At 55.6% G+C, this 20,393-nt stretch carries 18 protein-coding genes; 4 read left to right on the top strand and 14 right to left on the bottom strand.

Features of this window, described 5'->3' with window-relative positions:
- Nucleotides 1–21 precede the first annotated feature (21 nt).
- Complete coding sequence (locus QN378_RS15020) at nucleotides 22–951, top strand: pyridoxamine 5'-phosphate oxidase family protein (RefSeq protein WP_323549797.1); 930 nt, start codon at nucleotides 22–24, stop codon at nucleotides 949–951.
- 149 nt (nucleotides 952–1,100) lie between these two features.
- Here the strand turns inward: QN378_RS15020 and QN378_RS15015 are convergent, their stop codons facing one another.
- The 4 genes from QN378_RS15015 to QN378_RS15000 all read right to left on the bottom strand — a co-directional run bounded on the left by QN378_RS15015 (nucleotide 1,101) and on the right by QN378_RS15000 (nucleotide 6,423).
- Complete coding sequence (locus tag QN378_RS15015; protein WP_322204454.1) at nucleotides 1,101–1,343, bottom strand: DUF465 domain-containing protein; 243 nt, start codon at nucleotides 1,341–1,343, stop codon at nucleotides 1,101–1,103.
- 336 nt (nucleotides 1,344–1,679) lie between these two features.
- A complete protein-coding gene (locus QN378_RS15010) occupies nucleotides 1,680–2,612 on the bottom strand; it encodes a ketopantoate reductase family protein (protein ID WP_323549801.1) in 933 nt (310 codons plus the stop codon).
- A 206-nt stretch (nucleotides 2,613–2,818) separates the two neighbouring features.
- Nucleotides 2,819–4,246: a pyridine nucleotide-disulfide oxidoreductase gene (locus QN378_RS15005; protein WP_322204458.1), complete on the bottom strand. Its 1,428-nt coding sequence runs from the start codon at nucleotides 4,244–4,246 to the stop codon at nucleotides 2,819–2,821.
- 647 nt (nucleotides 4,247–4,893) lie between these two features.
- Nucleotides 4,894–6,423: a histidine ammonia-lyase gene (locus QN378_RS15000; RefSeq protein ID WP_323549803.1), complete on the bottom strand. Its 1,530-nt coding sequence runs from the start codon at nucleotides 6,421–6,423 to the stop codon at nucleotides 4,894–4,896.
- A 142-nt stretch (nucleotides 6,424–6,565) separates the two neighbouring features.
- On the opposite strand from QN378_RS15000, the gene QN378_RS14995 reads away from it, so the two are divergent.
- Nucleotides 6,566–7,474, top strand: coding sequence for a LysR substrate-binding domain-containing protein (locus tag QN378_RS14995; RefSeq protein WP_323549805.1), 909 nt, complete (start codon nucleotides 6,566–6,568; stop codon nucleotides 7,472–7,474).
- Between the two features lie 117 nt (nucleotides 7,475–7,591).
- On the opposite strand, the gene QN378_RS14990 is transcribed toward QN378_RS14995, so the two are convergent.
- On the bottom strand, nucleotides 7,592–7,864 hold the full coding sequence (locus tag QN378_RS14990; RefSeq protein WP_322204465.1) for a DUF1652 domain-containing protein: 273 nt from the start codon (nucleotides 7,862–7,864) through the stop codon (nucleotides 7,592–7,594).
- Between the two features lie 330 nt (nucleotides 7,865–8,194).
- Complete coding sequence (locus QN378_RS14985) at nucleotides 8,195–8,686, bottom strand: GNAT family N-acetyltransferase (RefSeq protein WP_322204467.1); 492 nt, start codon at nucleotides 8,684–8,686, stop codon at nucleotides 8,195–8,197.
- 392 nt (nucleotides 8,687–9,078) lie between these two features.
- On the opposite strand from QN378_RS14985, the gene QN378_RS14980 reads away from it, so the two are divergent.
- On the top strand, nucleotides 9,079–10,038 hold the full coding sequence (locus QN378_RS14980; protein WP_323549809.1) for a hypothetical protein: 960 nt from the start codon (nucleotides 9,079–9,081) through the stop codon (nucleotides 10,036–10,038).
- A 233-nt stretch (nucleotides 10,039–10,271) separates the two neighbouring features.
- Here QN378_RS14980 and dctM read toward each other — a convergent pair whose 3' ends face one another.
- The 8 genes from dctM to QN378_RS14940 all read right to left on the bottom strand — a co-directional run bounded on the left by dctM (nucleotide 10,272) and on the right by QN378_RS14940 (nucleotide 19,254).
- Nucleotides 10,272–11,555: a C4-dicarboxylate TRAP transporter large permease protein DctM gene (gene dctM, locus QN378_RS14975; RefSeq protein ID WP_322204471.1), complete on the bottom strand. Its 1,284-nt coding sequence runs from the start codon at nucleotides 11,553–11,555 to the stop codon at nucleotides 10,272–10,274.
- Entirely contained in the window at nucleotides 11,555–12,187 is a 633-nt protein-coding gene (locus QN378_RS14970; protein ID WP_323549812.1) for a TRAP transporter small permease, read from the bottom strand. Before QN378_RS14970 ends, dctM begins: the two co-directional genes overlap by 1 nt.
- A 72-nt stretch (nucleotides 12,188–12,259) precedes the next feature.
- Complete coding sequence (locus tag QN378_RS14965) at nucleotides 12,260–13,252, bottom strand: TRAP transporter substrate-binding protein (RefSeq protein ID WP_322204475.1); 993 nt, start codon at nucleotides 13,250–13,252, stop codon at nucleotides 12,260–12,262.
- A gap of 143 nt (nucleotides 13,253–13,395) precedes the next feature.
- A complete protein-coding gene (locus tag QN378_RS14960) occupies nucleotides 13,396–14,223 on the bottom strand; it encodes a CoA ester lyase (RefSeq protein ID WP_323549814.1) in 828 nt (275 codons plus the stop codon).
- 312 nt (nucleotides 14,224–14,535) lie between these two features.
- Nucleotides 14,536–15,738, bottom strand: coding sequence for a CaiB/BaiF CoA-transferase family protein (locus tag QN378_RS14955; RefSeq protein ID WP_322204479.1), 1,203 nt, complete (start codon nucleotides 15,736–15,738; stop codon nucleotides 14,536–14,538).
- Nucleotides 15,739–15,847: 109 nt separating this feature from the next.
- Nucleotides 15,848–17,197 carry an MmgE/PrpD family protein gene (locus QN378_RS14950; protein WP_322204481.1) on the bottom strand — a complete coding sequence of 450 codons (1,350 nt, stop codon included), beginning with the start codon at nucleotides 17,195–17,197 and terminating at the stop codon, nucleotides 15,848–15,850.
- A 10-nt stretch (nucleotides 17,198–17,207) separates the two neighbouring features.
- Complete coding sequence (locus tag QN378_RS14945) at nucleotides 17,208–18,371, bottom strand: acyl-CoA dehydrogenase family protein (RefSeq protein WP_322204483.1); 1,164 nt, start codon at nucleotides 18,369–18,371, stop codon at nucleotides 17,208–17,210.
- Nucleotides 18,372–18,426: 55 nt separating this feature from the next.
- Nucleotides 18,427–19,254: an FAS1-like dehydratase domain-containing protein gene (locus QN378_RS14940; RefSeq protein WP_323549816.1), complete on the bottom strand. Its 828-nt coding sequence runs from the start codon at nucleotides 19,252–19,254 to the stop codon at nucleotides 18,427–18,429.
- Nucleotides 19,255–19,389: 135 nt separating this feature from the next.
- On the opposite strand from QN378_RS14940, the gene QN378_RS14935 reads away from it, so the two are divergent.
- A complete protein-coding gene (locus QN378_RS14935; RefSeq protein ID WP_322204487.1) occupies nucleotides 19,390–20,337 on the top strand; it encodes a LysR family transcriptional regulator in 948 nt (315 codons plus the stop codon).
- The last annotated feature ends 56 nt before the right edge of the window (nucleotides 20,338–20,393 follow it).

Below are 20,393 nucleotides of genomic sequence, written 5' to 3'. Positions count from 1 at the left end.
GGCAATAACGAGGGCGATGCCATGATCACAAAATTGGAGCAACAAACAGAATCGCCTTGGCATGCGGGTGAGCTGGCAATTCAACAAAGCCTTAACGTCGCCGAACGCATGGATGGGCTAGGCCGGCGCAACATCCGCGACCACTTGGTTGAGCAACACCGCAATTTTTTTGCTTTGCTGCCCTTCGTAGTGCTGGGAGCAGTAGATGCAGAGGGCGATGTCTGGGCTACCTTGCGCGCCGGTGAGCCGGGGTTCGCCTCTGCGCCCGACCTCAACCACTTAACACTGCAACTGCCACGAGACCTTGCCGACCCGGCAGAAAGCGGCCTGGATCAAAGTCACAACGTCGGCTTGTTGGGAATCGATATGGGAACCCGACGGCGTAACCGCCTAAACGGCTCGATCAACAGAAGTGACGATTCGGGATTTAGCATTGTGGTCGAAGAAAGCTTCGGCAATTGCCCGCAGTATATTCAGCTACGCCAGTTCGGTTTCAATCGGCCTGCTCAAGCGCTAACGTCGGCCTCGGTGTGCTGGCTAGATCGGCTGGATGACCCTGCTCGCGAACTGATCGGCAACGCCGCTACATTCTTCGTAGCGTCTTACGTTGACCATGAAGACGGGCGCCGTAAAGTCGATGTCTCGCACCGTGGCGGCAATCCTGGGTTCGTCCTAGTCGATGATGACGGCACGCTGATGATTCCAGACTTTGCCGGCAATCTATTTTTTTGCACCCTCGGTAATTTTTTGCTTAACCCCAAGGGCGGGCTGGTGTTTGTTGACTTTGCCACCGGAGAGCTACTGCAGATGACCGGGGACGTCGAGGTCATTCTCGATTCGCCACAAATCGCCACATTCCAGGGTGCTGAACGACTATGGCGTTTCACCCCGCGACGTATCGTTCGCCGAGCGGATGCGCTGTCCCTGCGCTGGACGGCGGGACCGCAGTAATCACACATGACCTGCATCGGGTCGGTGGACAGGAACGTGGTGGGAAGTTGGCTTGCCGATAACAGCGTCAATACAAGCGACCCGAGTTCACCGGCTTAAATCAGCGGAGCATGACAGGCCCCGCTTTTGTTACCCGACAACGGGAAAAATCAGTCTGCCAACGTCAGACGCTGGACGATTTTGTCTTTAACCAACAAGCGTTTTTCCTTGAGCTTTTTAAGTTGATCATCGGTTACATATCCCGAGGCTCCGGACTCAGCTTCGACGACTTCGGCGTCAACTGCTTCATACGAATCAAGCAATTGGCTGAGCCTGTCGTCGTTGCTCCTAAGCGCGGCGACGTCTTCCTTTGTAACGTTAAGATCCTTTAACAAATCGTGTTTGACCGGCATGCCTTCACCTCTCCTGAACCTGTGACGAGTCGTCAGAATATGAGACGGGTTCTTGGGAAAGTTTAGGCATAAATGAACACTCTCTTCCTGCGCACCCAGAACTACACGAACCCCATACTCCTGCAAATTGTAGTTTGCAGGACGCATTGCGCTAGTGAGCGTGAGAGGGAAGCAAGACCCGAATGATCAAGTCAGCGTTGGAGCGTTGGACGTGGCGCTGCTGATTGAAGTGCTGGTGCTAAATTATTTCAGGGTATCCGAGCGTCGGCAGCAGGCTTGCCAAGCTGACGCGCAATCTTAAAAATAATCCAGGAGGCAGTTTGCTGGCGAACATTTCTATCCCCGCAAACGCCTTGCCTCATAAGCTTTGAGGTGGGTATAAGCGACCCCCAACATCGACAAACCAGCCGTTCCAACGGCATCTGCATCCCGACGTGCAACCAGATCGCCGAGCACATGGTCAACCTCGATCGGCGCGCCACGCTCTATATCACGCAGCATTGAAGCGGTCATTTTGGAGCCTGGCAACGTCAGCATTTTTACAAAGCGCTGGTACACCTCCGGGCGTATCGGATAACCAGCTTTGTCGGCAACTTCAGCGCACTCCCTCAACAAGTTGAGAATCAACGATTCCCCGCCGGCGACCAGCACATCACCGATGGCCGAACGCATAGAGCCGGTGATGCCTGCGCCCGTCGCTATGAAACACCATTTTTCCCACATTTCCTGAAGAATGCTCAAGCTGAGCCTGGCCTCAAAGCCGGCACCAGCCAACGCATTGGCGATCTGCTGGGCCCGTGCGGTCGATTCACCGCCCAGCTCACCAAAAGTAAGCTGATTGGTCTCGTTGAGGTGCACGATAGTGCCCGATGCGTCTCGGTCCAGTGAAATCAGGCATTGTCCGCCTAACACATTGAACTGGCTGAAACGTACGGCCAAACAATCAAGGTGAGCCATACCATTAAGCAGCGGCAAAATAGCTGTATCAGGACCGACCGCCGCGGCGAATGAATCCATCGCTGCATCCAGATCGTAGGCTTTGCAACTCAGCAATATAAGATCATACGGACCGCTCAGCTCCTGACTCGCAATATGCGGGGGCGCGGGATAGTCGATATTGCCTAGCGGACTTCGGACAACCAGGCCGTCACGGTCGAGCTCTTGAGCGCGGCCAGGTCTGACCAAAAACGTCACGTCACGTGCCGCCTCCAATAACCGCCCACCGAAGTAACCGCCTATCGCACCGGCCCCGACAATCAAAATGCGCATCGCTACTGACCTCCTTACTGAAAGACACAAAGGCTTAATTTAGGCACAAGCCAAAAATTACCTGAGCCGAGAATAGAGGATACAGACCCACCCTTCTATATTAAATTATCATCATCATCTATTAGAAAGCCATCAAAAACAAAGGCCAAAAAAATCCCGAACAGCGTGTGCTACTCGGGATTAATCAGCTATCGGGCTGATGCGTCTTAGAACTTCGCGGAGACCATACTGGGCCAGAAAAACGGCCCATCATCCTCTTGACGTGCTTGGCGCCGGCGATCAGACACCACCATCTGTGCAACGGGTACGCTGAGCCGGGCCGAGACCGACCCGATTGCGACGCGGCTAGCATCGTTATGAAACTGCCAGACCCCATAAATCCGCCCATCGAACGACGGCTCGCTGCCCAAGCGTGGATCGACACCCAAGCCCGAACCGAGCCCAAAAAGATGCAAGCCGTATAAGCGCTGACCATTGGCGTCCAGTGGGCAGCCGGACGGGTCTGAATCCAGCCCTCCTTTTACCTCACGCAATTGAATCGGACTGCCATCGGCATATTTCAACGCAGGAAGCCGGGGTTGGTAGCCGGTGCATTGCACCACGACACTCGATTCCGCTAACGCCTGACTGGCGAGTTCGTACTGTTGTCCCAAGCCTGGACCTGATTGCAACAAACGAACACGCACACCATTTGGGCTGATTCGGCCGTTTTGAAGAATATTTCGACCAACCTCCAATGCGCCGTACCGCAAGCCGCCAGAGCGATTCACTCGGCCCGATATAGGGCAAACATCATTCACCGGATCGAACACATAACCGCTAGCCAGTGCCTGCTCAACACTTTCATAGAACAGCCGAATCTGCGACCGATGCACCAGCGTCAACTCTTCAAGACCCACGCTTTGCAGGGCCTTGGCGAGGTTTTCGAGGATTGAGAAGGCGCTGTGTGAACCGCCCACCACCGTGAGGCGTCCGCCCTTGGCAATCGTCGGAGCAAAAAGAGCACGTAAATCATGCGAACTCATGCGCAACAACGTGTCAGCGCTTTGCACACTGGAGGCGGGCGGCAATGCCAGGCCCTGATCAGCCAATGCATTCAGCAAATGCTGAGGATCCTGATGCCCCCCCAGGTTAAGTACCAAGGAGCGGCAGCGAATCACTTGGGAGCGCCCGTTATGCTCAACCCATACCTGATACTCATCGGCGCTGCTGACGACTTCGGTAATCGTCGTACTGCTCCAGACTTCTACGGCGAAATGTTCGACCAGGTGGTCTAGCACTAACTTCGACGCTTCGGCGAGCAACTCACCGACTTCTGACAATAACGGGGCAACAAACGCTTGATTGCGAATACGCCAATACGCTGGACTGCGTTCCAGCGGCTCGAAAATATCCCGTAGAGAAGGGTCACGCAGGCAATCGAGAAATACGTCGCCGACTGAGTTAGCCGTAATCTGATAATCCCCTAGCCGGCCAATTCCTGGAAGTGGACTAGCATCGACGATTATCAAACCTTGCCGAACCAACTCCGGCAGACTGCCACTTTTCAACGCATTAAAAATCAACCCCATGCCTGCGGGGCCGGCACCCCCTACTACACAACCGCAAACAGTTTCCAGTTGGTTTCCAAACATGATGTCGTGCTCCGCATTTGAAAAGGACTGTCGGTTCTAGTTTTTATCGACGACACGCGTTGATTCACAGCAAAGGACTGCCGGAAGGCCATTCGAAGTCGGACGAAAGTTATAACGTGGACGGCTGCGAGCAACGTCAACGAGAACAAACATGAGGGGGATGGAATAATGCCGAGCATGGCTACCGCCGGGCTATCCCAAAAAAGTTAATGAAGTTAAATCAGCGACGTTAAACCTAACTGCGCCATTACACCGTTAGCGCAACCATCTACTCGCACGAAGGGCCCCCTGCAAAACCGTTTCCTTCCCTCAAAACAAGGAAAAGCAATGCGGCTTGGATATCCCCAGTGCCCTTTACCAGCGATAGATTGATAATTTCAAAGTTCATGAAAAGTGTCAAATTTACGGTAATACGTAAAATTGTAGGTTTAAGAGTACTAAGACTTTGATAATTATCATGTAATTTTTTTGACGCCGACAATTAAACGCTCAACCAATACAAGTTTAATTTTAATAATCGATTTTGACACTAGCGCCCCTTCGTGCCGGCGAATGAGGCTGTCACCCATCGTCACTAACGAGAACTTTAATATGCAGCGGTAACAGGCTCCCCATGGGAGCCATTCAACTTTAATACCACCCACTGCTTAACCGCACTTCAGTTCATTCCTCGTCGAAATAACAACTCGCTCAGGATTGCTGCAGCGAATAAATGAAGCGGCGCGGGCTATGTCCTCTCCCAAGGGCCGGTCATCGGCGTATACGGCGATCTCCTGCCGTAGCGCTTGGTAAAGCGCCGCAGTTCGCGGTGCGGGGTGCAGTGCACTGTTCAATAGGTCGTAACTTTGGCTAGCGGCCAGCAGCTCGATGGCGAACACATTTTCGAGATTATCGAGTATCAATTGCGCTTTAAGGGCAGCGGGGGTTGCGTGACAGAGGATGTCTTCCTGCAAACCGGAAGTCACCCCGCCGTCAAGACTGGCGGGTGTTGCTAGACGTCGGTTATGCGCCACCAACGAAACAGCGGTGTATTGGGCAATCATAAACCCCGACTCAACGCCACTCTCCCCCGCCAAAAAAGCCGGTAGGTGGTTGATCAGCGGGTTGACCATACGATCAATTCTGCGTTCTGAGATTGAGCCCAATTGCGCCATGGCGATGCCGAGTTGATCCATGGCCAAACCGATGCCCGCGCTGACCGCATGGGCTTGAGAGTAAATTTCCGGTGCTTGGGGAGTGCCACACACCACCGGGTTATCGGTAACACTCGCCAGCTCCTGATCAATTACCACCGCAACTTGATCAAGGACATCGCGAACCGCGCCGTGAACATGGGGAATACTGCGCAAGCTCAAGGCATCTTGGGTTTGTCGGCCGGCAGCCGCTGCCAGAATTTGCGAATCTTCAAGCCAATGGTTCAAACGCTGGGCCACGTATTTCTGCCCCGGCGACGCTCGCAGCGCCATGGGTGCCGGATGCATTGCCCTAATTTGGCAGCGTTGGGTTTCAAAACTCATGGCTGAAATGCAATCTGCCCAGTCCATTAAGTGCCCGGAGCGCTCCAACAGCAGGCACCCAAGGCCGGTCACACAAGGCGAGCCGTTGACCAGGCACAACCCTTCCTTGGCTTCCAGTACAAACGGTTCCAATCCGAGTCGATGTAACGCAGCGCCGGCAGTTAAACGTTCATTACCAAGGCGGCAGTCACCGCGGCCAATCATCACCAAGCCAATGTGCGCCATGTGACTGATATAACCCACCGATCCCTGATGCGGTACTAGCGGGGTACATCGGGCATTGAGCAGCGCAACAAGGCGCTCCACCAGTTGTAGACGCAACCCGGAATAACCGTGGGCGAAATTATTGATAGCGCACACCATGATTGCTCGGGTCTCACTTACCGATAACGGTGTACCCAAGCCCACCGCATGGCTCATCAAGATATTACGTGACAAGGCGCTTTGCTGCGCGGGCGCAACCACCGTGTTGGACAACGCCCCGACCCCGGTATTTACCCCATAAGCGCGGATATTCTTCTCTACCACCGTGCGCACTATGGCGTTTGCCGCCTCGATCCGTGCTTTGGCCGGTAAAGACAACTCCAGAAGCGCCTCCTCCTTTGCCACCTCTACAACCTGTGTCCAAACCAACGACTGATCGAGGATTACGCGCTTCATACAGCTACTCCCAATGAATTCAAGGTTCGTCGCCACGACCACCTCGTCAGCCTAAGCAGATCCATGCGTGAGAGGCTTTTATTGAAGCGGGGACAAAGTACGTTAAGCTCACTGTACTAAGTAGTAAATGCGGTGAATTCTCATGCAATCCATGCTTTTAGCTCATGCAACGGACAAGCCTAATTTTCAACTGCGATTGCCACCGTTGCGCGGCTTGGAAGTGTTCGCAGCAGCGGCGCGTTACGGTACGTTTAGCCGTGCAGCCAAGGAGTTATTTGTCACCCAAAGCGCGGTCAGTCGGCAGATACAACAGCTGGAGGAGCACCTAGGGGTGATCTTGTTTATCCGCCACAAAACCGGCCTGCGGATGACGCCGGAAGCGGAGGCATTGCTGCCTGTGGTGGATGACGCTTTCGCGCGCCTGACTAACATGTGCAACAGCTTGCGCACCTCGAGCCAAGTATTGACCCTGCGCATGCCGCCGACTTTGGCCACCCGCTGGTTTTTGCCATTGCTGCCCAGCCTGCGCCTGTTAATGCCCGACGTAGACGTGCGGGTGACTACCTACGACGCCTGGGAGCCTCGTTTCGAGGACAGCGACATTGATGCTGCGATTATTCACGGGCGTGGCGATTGGAAAGGGGTCGAGGCCATTGCGTTGATGGCGGAGCGACTCACCCCGGTGTGCTCGCCGGAGATGGCCAAGCGCCTGACGCAACCGGCGGACTTGAAGTCGATGCCGCTGCTGCATTGCATACCGGCAAACGGCTGGAGCCGCTGGCTGGAAGCTGCCGGGGTCGGCAGCATCGCCTCCCATCGCGGCCAGACATTCGACACCCTGGACCTTGCATTATCGGCGGCAACCCGTGGACAAGGTGTTGCCTTGGGCGACCTGAATCTGGTGCGAGAGAGTTTGAAAGACGGGGTGTTAGTGGCGCCGTTTGAAACGGAGCTTAATCAGGGCATAGGCTATTACCTGATTTACCCAGCAGCACGGGCGCAGTTGCCAAAAATACGAGCACTAAGGGAGTGGCTGCTAGATGCAGTTTAAGCACCACGCACCAAACGTTTACCAAATGATCTTAGGAACTCATCTAACGCCTATACACGAAACTATACATTTTAAGCGCGGTCGTACAACTCAAATCGGCCTCAACATATTAGCGCGCTACCCCGCTTTCGCATGGACCTCGCCCCGAAGTCCGACATTATTAGCCAAGTCATAACGCAATTCAGCTACGAGATCAGATATGTCCCTGCTGGTATTAAGTCTATTCAATGAGATACCAGTAACACATAAATCCACTCGTTCGGAGTCAGCATCGGATATCTGAACTGTCATTGAATAATCGGGTGCCACAGTGCAAATGCAGCGTAACGGTAAAAAGGCGCGTTCAATAATGCCACGCAACTCCAACGTGGATAGCCTGTATGCAATCATCACACCCTCCTCAAACGAGACAGTTAATAGCACTCACCCGCTGCGCTCAAATTATAATTTCTGCGATCACATCTAAACGCCGCCAATTAGTCGGCGCCTTATTAATGAACGAATTCAAACTTTATACCGCACCTCTTTACAGATGCAATGAGCATAGGAGGCAGCTTCTTTATTAAAGTTATACCTTTCATTTACAAAACGTATAGAAGAAACGTTTCATCCATCGTTTAGAACACAGCCGATAAAGATTCAATCTTATTGGATGTTTTTTTAGTGGAGGTGGAAAGCACGTCGCTCTTCCCACTTCCCCTCAGTCTAGTCTGGCGAGCGTTACTCAGGCGCCCATTCCGGCTTTTCAACCCGCAGGTTAATCAACGCTACCCGCGCGCCATGTGTGTCCACCCGCTCTTCGATGGAAAACGGTCGAAAACCCAGCTTAGGATAAAACAACAAACCCGGCACATTGTGGTTGAAGCACGACGCCGTCAATTCTCGCGCTTCATGTTTATCAAACGCAATGTCCATCATGCAGCCGATCAAATACCTGCCCACGCCACGGGATCGATTGCCCGGCGCAATAATCACGTTGCCTAATGAACATCGTCCCCGGAACTCCCAACGTGACAAATTGGCGAAGCCGACCACCTGATCATCCATCTCAATGACCGTCGAGTCCGAGCGACTTTCGATAGCATCCCTTAGCTGCGCGGGCGTTAGCGGATAGCGTGCTTTGGGAAACATATAAAACAACTCGTCAGTACTCTGCGGAAAACCGCAGATTACCGCGATGTCTTTTTCTTCTAGGGGACGATGAAGAAACATGGGCAGGAAACCTCTTGAAGAACAGGAGCGAATGCTAACGTAAATCAGATGCGATAGATCGCGAACCCGTGGTTAGGAACCGCTTCGAACCCTCCACGACCGCTTTTGGGTAAATGCAGGTGAATTACCTAGAATCCGACAGGCTTGAGCGCTAAGAATTCAAAACAGCGCTGTCAAAAACCGTGCCCGTCCAAAATGGCAGAAATGTTCAACAATGCATATCGCCCGCAAAAATTTCCCTTTCATTGCAAATTGCATGACCTAAAATATTTTTTATAAATATAAGTGCTTGAATAATATAAATTTATTTTTATGTTGCAAGCTGGCACGACGACTGCATTTCTGCTTTTAGAAAGTTGTAACAATCTTATTCATACATGGAAGAGACAACAATGACCTCATCTTCAGGTAATTTCGGATCAGGCTCGCATGAGTCGGCAAGCGTTTCAGGGGTGTCGTGGGGCGCCATCTTCGCCGGTGCGGCGGGTGCTGCGGCGCTCTCGTTGATTCTTGTCATCTTAGGATTTGGCCTTGGCTTTTCGGCAGTATCGCCTTGGTCAGATAGCGGGATGAGCGCCAAAGGGATCGGCATATCAACGATTATTTGGCTGGCAATCACTCAAATCATCGCATCGGGAATGGGTGGATATATCGCCGGACGTCTAAGGGTCAAGTGGGCAAATATGCACGGTGACGAGGTATATTTTCGCGACACCGCTCATGGCTTTCTGGCTTGGGCAGTGGCAACTTTGGTAGCGGCTACGTTAATTGCAAGTTCCGTCGGCAGTATTGTCGGTGGTGGCGTGCAGGCTGGGGCAAGTGCAGTGTCGGGCGTTGCAGGTGTAGCTACTCAAGCAGCAGGCAGTGCGGCCAGTAATAGCGGCGACAACTCGAGCTACTTTATAGACGCTCTGTTTCGCGATGATCGTGCCGCGTCAGTCAGTGATGATGCCGCACACAGTGTTGTGTTACGCATTTTTGCTAAAACCTTAAATAGCAAAGACGGTCAATTGAGCGCCGATGACCGCACGTACCTGGCGCACCTGGTTGCGCAGCGTACGAATCTGAGCCAAGCCGATGCACAGGCACGGGTTGATCACGTTTACGGTCAAGCACGTCAAGCGGTAGAAGATGCAAAAACCACGGCAAAAAATGCAGCTGACACGGCCGCCAAAGTTGCTGCCTGGACCTCGCTGTGGATGTTTGTCGCGCTGCTCTGCGGTGCCTTCTTCGCCAGCTACGCTGCGACTATGGGCGGTCGCCGCCGGGACGCTGTTGTGTACCTGAACGACTCCTCAACCTCGGGTCGGGAAACTTACACTTCCGCCACTAACATGCCACCGGTTCGTTAAGTCGACTTTGACCATAATTTTTAGCCAAGGAGAATCACCATGCGTTCACTACTTCTTTTGTTTCTCGGGGTACCTATCCCAATCATTATTTTGATTGCGCTTTTCATGCACTGATGTGATGTCAGGCTGAACCAAAAAGGCCGCCTCTGCTGATCACAGAGGCGGCCTTTGGGTATCAGGCGTACTCGCAGAAGCTCTCCGTCCACTTCAACCTTGCCAAGCCCCCTGCGTCATCAAGGCATCCCCAACCAATTCGGCAACGCCAGCGATATAAACGGCACGTAGGTCACCAGCACCAGGAACGCCAACAAGATCGTCAACCATGGCAACGCCGCGCGAATGGTTTCGCCCAGGGTCAGGCCAGTCACCGCCGAGGTCACGAACAGGTTGAGCCCCACGGGCGGGTGGACTAAACCGATCTCCATGTTCACCACCATGACGATGCCGAGGTGAACGGGGTCGATGCCGAGCTTCATGGCGATGGGGAAGAAGATCGGCGCGAGGATCAGCACGATGGCGGATGGTTCCATGAAGCTGCCGGCCACCAGCAGCACGATGTTGACCATGATCAGGAAGCCAACCGGCGTCAGACCTTCGGAAACCACCCAGTTGGTGATTTGCTGGGGTATCTGTTCGGTGGTCAGTACGTGGGCGAAGAGCATGGCGTTGGCGATGATAAACATCAGCATCAGCGTCAGCCGCCCTGATTCAACCAGGACGCGTGGGCAGTCGCGGATTTTCATGTCTTTGTAAATAAACAACGAGACGAACGCCGAATACACCGCTGCCACCGCGGCCGCTTCGGTGGGGGTGAACATGCCGCTGTAGATACCACCCAGGATGATCACCAGCAACAGCAATCCCCAGAACGCCCGTCGCGCAGTGCGCAGCCATTCACGGAAGGTTACCCGTGGCTGGGCCGGCAATTTCTTGACCCGGGCGACGATGTAAATCACCACTATCAACGCCAGGCCGAGGAGGATGCCGGGGACAATACCAGCGATGAACAGCTTGCCGACCGAGGTTTGGGTGGCAGACGCGTAGACCACCATCACAATTGAGGGCGGGATCAGAATGCCCAAGGTACCGGCGTTGCAAATAATCCCGGCGCCGAACGCTTTCGGGTACCCGGACCGGACCATACCCGCAACGGCGATGGAGCCGACCGCTGCCACGGTGGCTGGCGAAGAACCGGACAACGCGGCGAACAACATGCACGCCAGCACAGCAGCAATCGCCAGACCGCCACGAATGTGCCCGACACAGGCGTTGGCGAAATCGATCAGCCGTTGTGCCACACCGCCGGTGGTCATGAACGCACCGGAAAGCAGAAAGAATGGAATAGCCAAAAGCGTGTAGGCGTCAGACGTTTCGAACAGCTTGATCGCCAGTGAACTCAAGGAGTCCGGGCTGAACAGCAGGATCGACAGTGCGCCGGACAAACCCAACGAAATAGCAATGGGTACGCCGAGAAACATGAATACGAACAGCAGCAGGAACAGACAAAGAACCGTCATCAGTGTTGCTCCGAGTCAGGACTGGCCAGCTTGCTGGCTTCTGCGGCCTCATCTGCGAGTCCAAGACCGATTTGGCGATGGGTAAACAGACGCCAAAATATTTCCAGATAGCGAATCACTACCATGGCAAAACCGATGGGCACGATGACCGCAATATCGGACAGCGTGACCCCGAATTGATCAAGGTCTTCGGCACCGATACTGGCGATAAACAACGCGTTCAACCATTTGAAACTGGCCACCACGAACAAACCGGCATAAGCCAGGCAGCACAAGCAGGCAATCATTGCCAGCCAGCGTTGAACCCGGTGCGGGGTCAGTTTGACCAATGCGTCTAAGCCCAAATGCCCGGCGGTGCGCACGCCATAGGACATGCCAAAGAAAATCAACCAGCCAAACATCGCTTTGGTCAGCGCCACGCTCCAGGTCATGTCCTGGGCGTAACCCATCATGTGATCACCGGCGTTAGCGAAAAAATCGCGGCTGAACGCCCACTTGTCGCTCAAGGCATAAAAAAGCGTGTAGACGTTGTTGAGCATCACGTAGACGAATGTCACCAGCGTCATGGCGGCCAGCAGGAAGGCGATGAAGGCTTCCTCCAGGTGCTCCCAGAGTCGCATCAGTGATTGCATAAAAGTGCTCCGAACGTAGAGAAGGCAGCCACTTATTAGAGCGGCTGCGCAGACATCACTGCCTGATAAGGCTTATGGCGCTTTGTTGGAATCGTCGGCAGCCTTGATCAAATCCGGGCCGATTTGTGCCGAGAACTTGTCCCACACCGGGCGCATGGCTTCGCGCCAGGCCGTCCGCTGCTCGGGGGTCAGTTGGATAATTTCGCTGGTGTGGGTGTCGATAATTTTCTGCTTGGCAGTCTGATTCAGCGCTTCGGCCTGCTTGTTCACCTCCACGGTGACCTCAGCCATGATTTTTTCCAACTCGGTACGAATGTCAGGTGGCAGCCCGCTCCAGAATTTGGCATTGGTGATCACCATGTAGTCGATCAAGCCGTGGTTGGATTCAGTGAAGTACTTCTGCACTTCATTGACCTTCTGGCTTTCATAGTTCGACCAAGTGTTCTCGGTACCGTTGACCGTGCCGGTCTGCAAGCCCTGATAGACTTCGTTGAAACCCATTTTGCGCGGGTTGGCGTGCAGTGCGACGAACTGTGCTTCCAGTACGCTGGAGGCCTGTACCCGGAACTTCAAACCACGGGCATCTTTAGGATCATGCAGCGGTTTGTTGGCAGACAGTTGCTTCAAGCCGTTGTGCCAATACGCCAGGCCGTGAATACCTTTGTCGTCCATTGAGCTGAGCAAGGCGACACCTTGAGGACCGTGTTGAAAACGGTCGACAGCGGCCAGATCGTTGAACAGGAATGGCAGATCAAAGACTTGGGTTTTTTTGGTGTACTGCTCGAACTTGGCCAAGGACGGCGCCAGCATTTGCACGTCACCCAGCAACAGCGCTTCCATTTCTTTGCCGTCACCAAACAGCGAGGAGTTGGGGTAAACCTCCACTTTTACTTTGCCCGCCAGACGTTCTTCGACAAGCTTTTTGAAGAGCAAGGCGCCCTGCCCTTTGGGGGTATTTTCCGCCACGACGTGGGAAAACTTGATGACGATAGGGTCGGCTGCCTGGGTCAGGCTGGCCATGGTCATTGCGGCGGCGCATAGCAGCGCCCGGGATACCTTGAACATCGAGTTCACCTTTTTATTGTTGTGATTATTCTTCTGAGAAACGGTGAAGCAGTAGGTTTGACGGTGGGTAGCGGCATAAGCACCCTGCACAAAATCGCGCGTTTAGGGAATCTGCATTTTCGTAAGCCAGCATTCGGTTTTGGTTAACGCTCGAGGTTTAGCGCCAATGCTAGTAATCGCTGGGCGCGCACTAACACCGGCGCATCGACCATTTGGCCATCGATTTGAAACGCGCCAACACCGTGTGCGCTGGCGTCGACCACCCGCTGGGCCCAAGCCAAAGTTGGAGCATCCGGGGCCAATGCCTGATGGATCACTGCGATTTGTTTTGGGTGAATGCACAAAGCGCCAGCGAAACCCATTTCGTAGGCGTGGCGAATGGAGTCGTGCAAGCCTTGCGGGTCATTAATGGCGGGGTGTACGCCGTCCAGTGGCGGCAACAAATGTGCACTGCGCGAATGCAGTAGTAAGGCAACGCGGGCCTGATCAAGGACAAACTGCGCCGCGTGAGAGCCGCTGTGCAAGTTCAGGTCGAGCGCCAAATCCAATGCACCGAATGACAAACGCTGAACCCCTAGAGCGGCGGCAATGTCTGCCAGTGCCAAAAGCCCGCGAGCACTTTCGATGATCGGCCAAATGGGTTTGCCCGCAGCGGCAACGGCAGCGACCTGAGCAGCGCTTTCGACTTTAGGCAGCAGTACACCGGCCACGCCAGCTTGCTGTTGGCAGAACAGGATATCGGCGCCATGTTGCGCGTGCTCGGGTGCGTTGATCCGCACCCAGACCGATGCCGAGGGCGTGGCGTGCAGAAACGCCGCGAGGTTGTCCCGGGCCTGGCGCTTGAGGGGTTCTTCTACCGCGTCTTCAAAATCGACGATCACGGCATCGGCGCCCGCCGCCAACGCCTTGGCAAAACGCTCGGGTCGGCTACCGGGCACGAACAGCGCGGAGCGAATAGTGGAGCCGGACATGGGGGGTTCCTCGTTATTATTCAGTATTCAATTCACAAAAATCTAAAGGCCAAACCCGGTCCCCTGTGGGAACGAATTCATTCGCGAAAGGCCCCGACGCGGTAGGTCAGAAAAAACGCCTTCAACCGCTTCCCGAATAAATTCGGTCCCACAGATTTTGGCGCTGCACACATTTCTGTAGGAGCTGCCGAAGGCTGCGATCAGATATGCCTGCTATTTCATGCATGCCGAAATCCTTGTGGGAGTTGGCTTGCCAACGAAAGCGTCATTGCAAGCGACCCAGGTTCCAGGATCTACAACTGCTCGCTGTCTTCAAATCACGCCGTTTGCCTGTAATCGCGCTTGGTCTTCGGTGGAGAATCCCAGTTCGGCCAATATCCCCAAGGTATGTTCACCTAACCCCGGCACGGCATCCATGCGCGGAGTGAAGGCGCTATTGCGCCCCGGCGGCAATAGCGCAGGCAGTTTGCCGGCTGGGCTGTCGACTTCGCGCCAACTGTCGCGGGCCTTGAGTTGCGGGTGGTCCCATACGCCTTGCATGTCGTTGACCCGAGCGCTGGCAATGTGCGCAATTTCCAGACGGGCCACCACTTCATCGGCGGTCAACTGGGAGAAGCCGTCAACGATGATCTGACGCAACTGCACGCGGTTTTCCGAGCGTTTGAAATTCGCCGAGAAACGTTCGTCAGTGACCAGCGCCGGATCCAGCAAGACTTTCTCGCAAAACAGCGCCCATTCGCGCTCGTTCTGCAGACCCAGCATGACCGTGTCGCCGCCCTTGGTGGGAAACGGGCCGTAAGGGTAAATCGTCGAGTGAGCTGCGCCCGCCCGAGGGGGTGGCGCGGCACCGTCGAAGGCGTAATACATCGGGTAGCCCATCCACTCCACCAGACTTTCCAGCATGCTGACGTCGATCCGACTGCCAATGCCGGACTTATCGCGCAGCATCAGCGCCGATAAAATCCCGCTGTAGGCGTACATGCCAGCCGCGATATCGGCGATGGAGCACCCGGCCTTGGCCATTTGCTCTTCGCCTGGCCCACCGGTGACGGACAGAAAACCGCCTTCGCTCTGAATCAACAGGTCGTAGGCCTTCTTCTTTTCATACGGACCGCCTTCGCCATAACCAGAGATGTCACACACGATCAACCGTGGAAAACGCTCATGCAGCGCTTCGAACGACAAGCCCATGCGCGCCGCTGCGCCCGGCGCCAGGTTTTGCACCAGCACATCAGCCTTGCCGAGCAAACCCATGAGAATATCGCCGGCTTCGTCCTGTTTCAGGTCCAGGGTCAGGCTTTCTTTAGAGCGGTTGGTCCAGACAAAATGCGAGGCCAGGCCGTTTACCCGCTCATCGTAGCCACGGGCAAAATCACCGCTGCCGGGGCGTTCGATCTTCACCACCCTGGCGCCGAGATCGGCCAGTTGACGGGTGCAGAACGGGGCGGCAATCGCGTGTTCAAGGCTGATGACGGTGATGCCATCCAAGGGACGCGGGGAGTGTTGGGTGGTCATGTTTCTGTTCCTCAGATGACACCAATCTGTAGGAGCAGACTTGTTGGCGAGAGGCCCGTGAGCCGAAAACATCGCTTCGCCAACAAGCTGGCTCCCACAGAGGATCGTGTTAGATCAGGCTGTTCAATGATTGGGCACTGCGCAGTTGCCAGACTTTCTCGATCAGCGCCTTACCCTGCTCCACCGTCCGCGCCCCGGAAAAGGCCAACAGACGCTGGAATTTGTCTTCCAGTTCCGGCCGCGAAAGCGTGTTGCCCGGATCGCCTTTTGGCTCGTCGATGCCAGCCGTCAAGCTGCGGCCGTCGGTGGTGGTGACCACGACCCGGCCCAGCCAGCGGGCGGGATAGGCGCTGTCCACTTCGCTGTCGAGCTCCATGCTGACTTTTTCGCGAAAAGCCGCCACGTTGGGATCAGTCAATGCCAACTGCTGAAACTCAATCAACTGCGCACTGCCGTGGACCGCGATCAACGCCAGCACCGCGCCCATGGAAAATTTGGCTTGATGCACGGTTTGTGGCACCACGACCCGGCCCAACACATCGATGGCGGCTTGATGCACCAGGGTTCTAACGCTGGCGATCTGCTCGTGACGCAGTCCGTCGCGCTGCATCAAATGCAGCAACGCATCCGCCGCCGGATGGGTATGACGGCAAGACGCGTGAAATTTGAACGAGGTTTCTGCCAACGCCCAACGAGTGCCCAAACGATCCGATAACTTGCTCGGGTCCGAGTCACTGGACATTCCCGCCGCCAGGCCTTGGTCCCCTTCGAGGATATTGCGCGCACCGGTCAGACCGTCGAGGGTCATGTACGCCGCTAGCAACCCATCGGCGGCGGCCTTGGCCGTGTGCAGTTGTTTGGAGTCGGCAGCGTCGCGCAGGAACTCCCACAGCCCAGCGGCCTGAGTGCCCGCGTTGCCCAGCACGTTGATAAATTGCTCTTTGTCGAAGCCGAGTAATTTGCCGACGGCAACCGCTGCCGCCAAGGTGCCGACAGTCGCCGTGGTGTGGAATACGGTGTAGTGCGAGCGGCCCATGAACTCGCCGATACGAATCCCGGCTTCGTAACCGGCCACCGAGGCCAGCAGCAACTCACGACCGGACTTGCCCAAATCTTGTGCCGCTGCCAACACCGCAGGGAACACCACGGTGGCCGGATGTAACACAGAGCTGTTGTGCAGGTCGTCTTGCTCGACCAGGTGCGAGGACGCCGCATTCACCAACGCAGCGAAATAGGCCGAGGTGCCCCGGCCATTGACCAGCATTTTTGCCGGACCATCACTCGGCCCCATACGCTGGGCATAACGTTCAAACAGCGGGATCGGATGGGAGCCCTGGCTGGCCAGCGCGGAGCCGATCCAATCAAGAAAAAAATCTTCGGTACGGCCGAGGACCGCATCCGGAATGTCATCATATTTCAGCTCAGCCAGGAAACCGGCCAGTGCTTGGGTATGGCTCATGATCGGTTCCTCAGAAGCTACGCGGCAGTTCGAGCAAATGCTCGGCGACGTAGGAAAGAATCAGGTTGGTGGAGATCGGCGCGACTTGGTAAAGCCGGGTTTCGCGGAACTTGCGCTCGACGTCGTACTCGCAGGCAAAACCAAAACCACCGTGGGTTTGCAGGCAAGCGTTGGCCGCTTCCCATGAAGCTTTGGCGGCGAGGTATTTGGCCATGTTGGCGCTGGCCCCGGCGTTGACGCCGCTGTCGTATTCCTCGCAGGCTCTCCAGCGCATCAGGTCTGCCGCTTCAATCTCGATGTGCGCTTCGGCAATGGGGAATTGCACGCCTTGGTTCTGCCCGATAGGCCGACCAAACACCACCCGATCACGGGCATAGGCACTGGCTTTTTCGATGAACCAGCGGCCATCACCGATGCACTCGGCGGCGATCAAGGCGCGCTCGGCGTTCAGACCATCAAGGATGTATTTAAAGCCTTTGCCTTCTTCACCGATCAAGCTGTCGAGGGGCAGTTCCAGGTTGTCGAAAAACAGCTCGTTGGTCTCGTGATTGACCATGTTGGCAATAGGCTGAACCGTCATTCCGTTGCCAATTGCCTTGCGCAGGTCCACCAGGAAGATCGACATGCCTTCAGATTTTTTCTTCACCTCGGCCAATGGTGTGGTGCGCGCCAGCAGAATCATCAGGTCGGAATGCTGAACCCGGGAGATCCAGACCTTCTGGCCGTTGATCAGGTAGTTGTCGCCCTGTTTCACCGCAGTGGTTTTGATCTTGGTGGTGTCGGTGCCGGTGCTGGGTTCGGTCACGGCCATGGATTGCAGGCGCAACTCGCCGCTGGCCAGCTTCGGCAGGTAGTAACTTTTTTGTGCGTCGCTGCCGTGCCGCAGCAAGGTGAACATGTTGTACATCTGGCCATGCACCGTGCCCGAGTTACCACCGCAGCGGTTAACCTCTTCAAGGATCACCGAGGCTTCGGCCAAGCCCAGGCCTGAACCACCGTATTGCTCGGGGATCATCGCCGACAACCAACCGGCATCGGTCAGAGCTTTGACGAAGGCTTCGGGAAAGCCTTTTTCTTCGTCGATCTTGCGCCAGTAAGCGGCATCAAATTCAGCACACAAAGCGCGCACGCCTTCGCGGATGGCATTGAGTTCTTCGTTGTTATTAGGGTTCATCATTGGGCTCTCGTGGGGTCCGCAAGGACGCCTTGATCTCATGGGCGCGGCGGATTTAGTCGAACAGCACTTCTGCACTCTGGGCGATACCGGCGTGATTGCCGGCCCAGAGTTGCGCCTTGCCGGGTTCAAGGATTCGTCCGCCAACGCTGAACGGTTGCGGCGCTATCAATGGCCGAACGCCGCGATAGGAAAAGTGCCGAACACGCGCATTCGGATTGGCTCGGCAAAATGCACGCAAGCTCAGGGTGGCGATCATCGGGCCGTGAACTACCAGACCCGCGTAGCCTTCGGTACCGGTGACGTAGGGGTAGTCGTAATGGATCCGATGGCCGTTGAAGGTCACGGCCGAATAGCGAAACAGCAGGGTTGGGGTAGGCTCAATGCTTTCGTGCCAGTCGCCTTCATCCAGCGCCTGGCCGCTGCTCTGCTTCGGCGGGTTAGGCTCACGGTAAACGATGTCTTGTTCTTCGCGGATGGCCAGGCGACGGTCTTGGGAATATTCGTGGCGCACGGTGACAAACAACAACGCACCCGTGCGGCCGATCTTTTCTTCAATGTGGGTGATGGTCGACAGGCGATGGGCATCGGCACCCACGCGCAAGGGTTCGAAAAACTCGATGCGGCCACCAGCCCACATCCGGTTGCGGTTGTCGGCCGGGGGCAAGAAACCACCACGCGCTGGATGACCGTCGCTGCCCAACTGAGATTCAGCCAGCGGTTCCTGGAAAAAGCACCACTGCCACAGCGGCGGCAACGCGGCGCCATGGACAGGTGCGTCTTCACCGAAGGTGGCGGCAATACGCTTGATCAGGTTGCAGCTGAACTGGTCCTGGGCCTCTTCGGTACGTCCAAGCCACGCGGTGAAATCTGCAGCACTCATGCGGGTTCCCTCTTTTTTGGGCCAGCTATTGTTCTGGGAAGGATCATGCAAGGTGCCGGGCATTCTGAGAATTTGCATTTGCGTAACCCGGCGTTCATATATGCTGAACGCCCGCCGCTTTTTCAGGAGACGACCATGCACTTTGATTTGGCCGACTTGCGCCTGTTCATCCACATTGGCGAGTCACCGAGCCTGACCCAAGGCGCCCGTCGTGCGTTTTTGTCGCCGGCCGCGGCCAGCGCTCGCATCAAGGCGTTAGAGAGTCAATTTGACACCCGACTGCTGTACCGCGACAGCCGTGGTGTTGAGTTGACGCCTGCCGGGCAACGCTTTCTCAAACATGCGCGACTGATCATGCGCCAAGTGGATTACCTCAAGTCGGAGTTCACCAGTTACGGGGCAGACTCGGCTGGACACATTCGCATCTTTGCCAACACCACGGCGGTGACTGAATTTCTCCCCGAGGTGCTGGCAGGATTCCTGGCGAAAAGGCCCGGCGTGACGGTTGATCTGCAGGAGCGCTTGTCGCGAGACATCGTCCGGGGCGTGTTGGATGGCAGCACCGACATGGGAATTATTGCCGGGCCGGTGGAGGCTGCTGGACTGCAAATCATGCATTTCAGCACAGACCGGCTGGTGTTGGTGGTGGCCGTAGGGCATGCACTGGCTGGGCCAATGCCAGTAACGCTGAAACAGACCTTGGCGTTCCAGCACATTGGGCTGCACGAAGGCAGCACGTTGCTGAGCTTCTTGCGCGATCACGTCGAGCGTTTGGGACAGAACCTGTCGTTACGGATACAGGTATCGAGTTTTGAGGCAATTTGCCGGATGGTTGAAGCGGGCGTGGGGATCGGGATCATTCCTGAATCTGCGGCACTTCGGCACAGTCGCACGATGGAACTGGCGATTATCGAGCTTGATGAACCTTGGGCGATTCGTGAGCGCAGTATTCTGGTGCGGGAGCTGGATGCATTGCCGGGGACCGTGCGTGCGTTGATCGCCACGTTGATGCCGCAGGTTGCTGTGGAGGGTAAGCCGTCTGTGCCGGCCCCTTCGTTGGCAAGCCAACCCCCACAGTTTTAACAGTTGCTGCTAGTTGTGTAAGCAGCTTCCCTGTGGGAGCAGGCTTGCCTGCGAAG

Origin of the sequence: Pseudomonas sp. 10S5, assembly GCF_035019745.1 — a bacterium.
Taxonomy (GTDB): domain Bacteria; phylum Pseudomonadota; class Gammaproteobacteria; order Pseudomonadales; family Pseudomonadaceae; genus Aquipseudomonas.
Note: the sequence above shows the minus strand (reverse complement) of the source record. Positions and strands in the feature narration are given on the sequence as shown.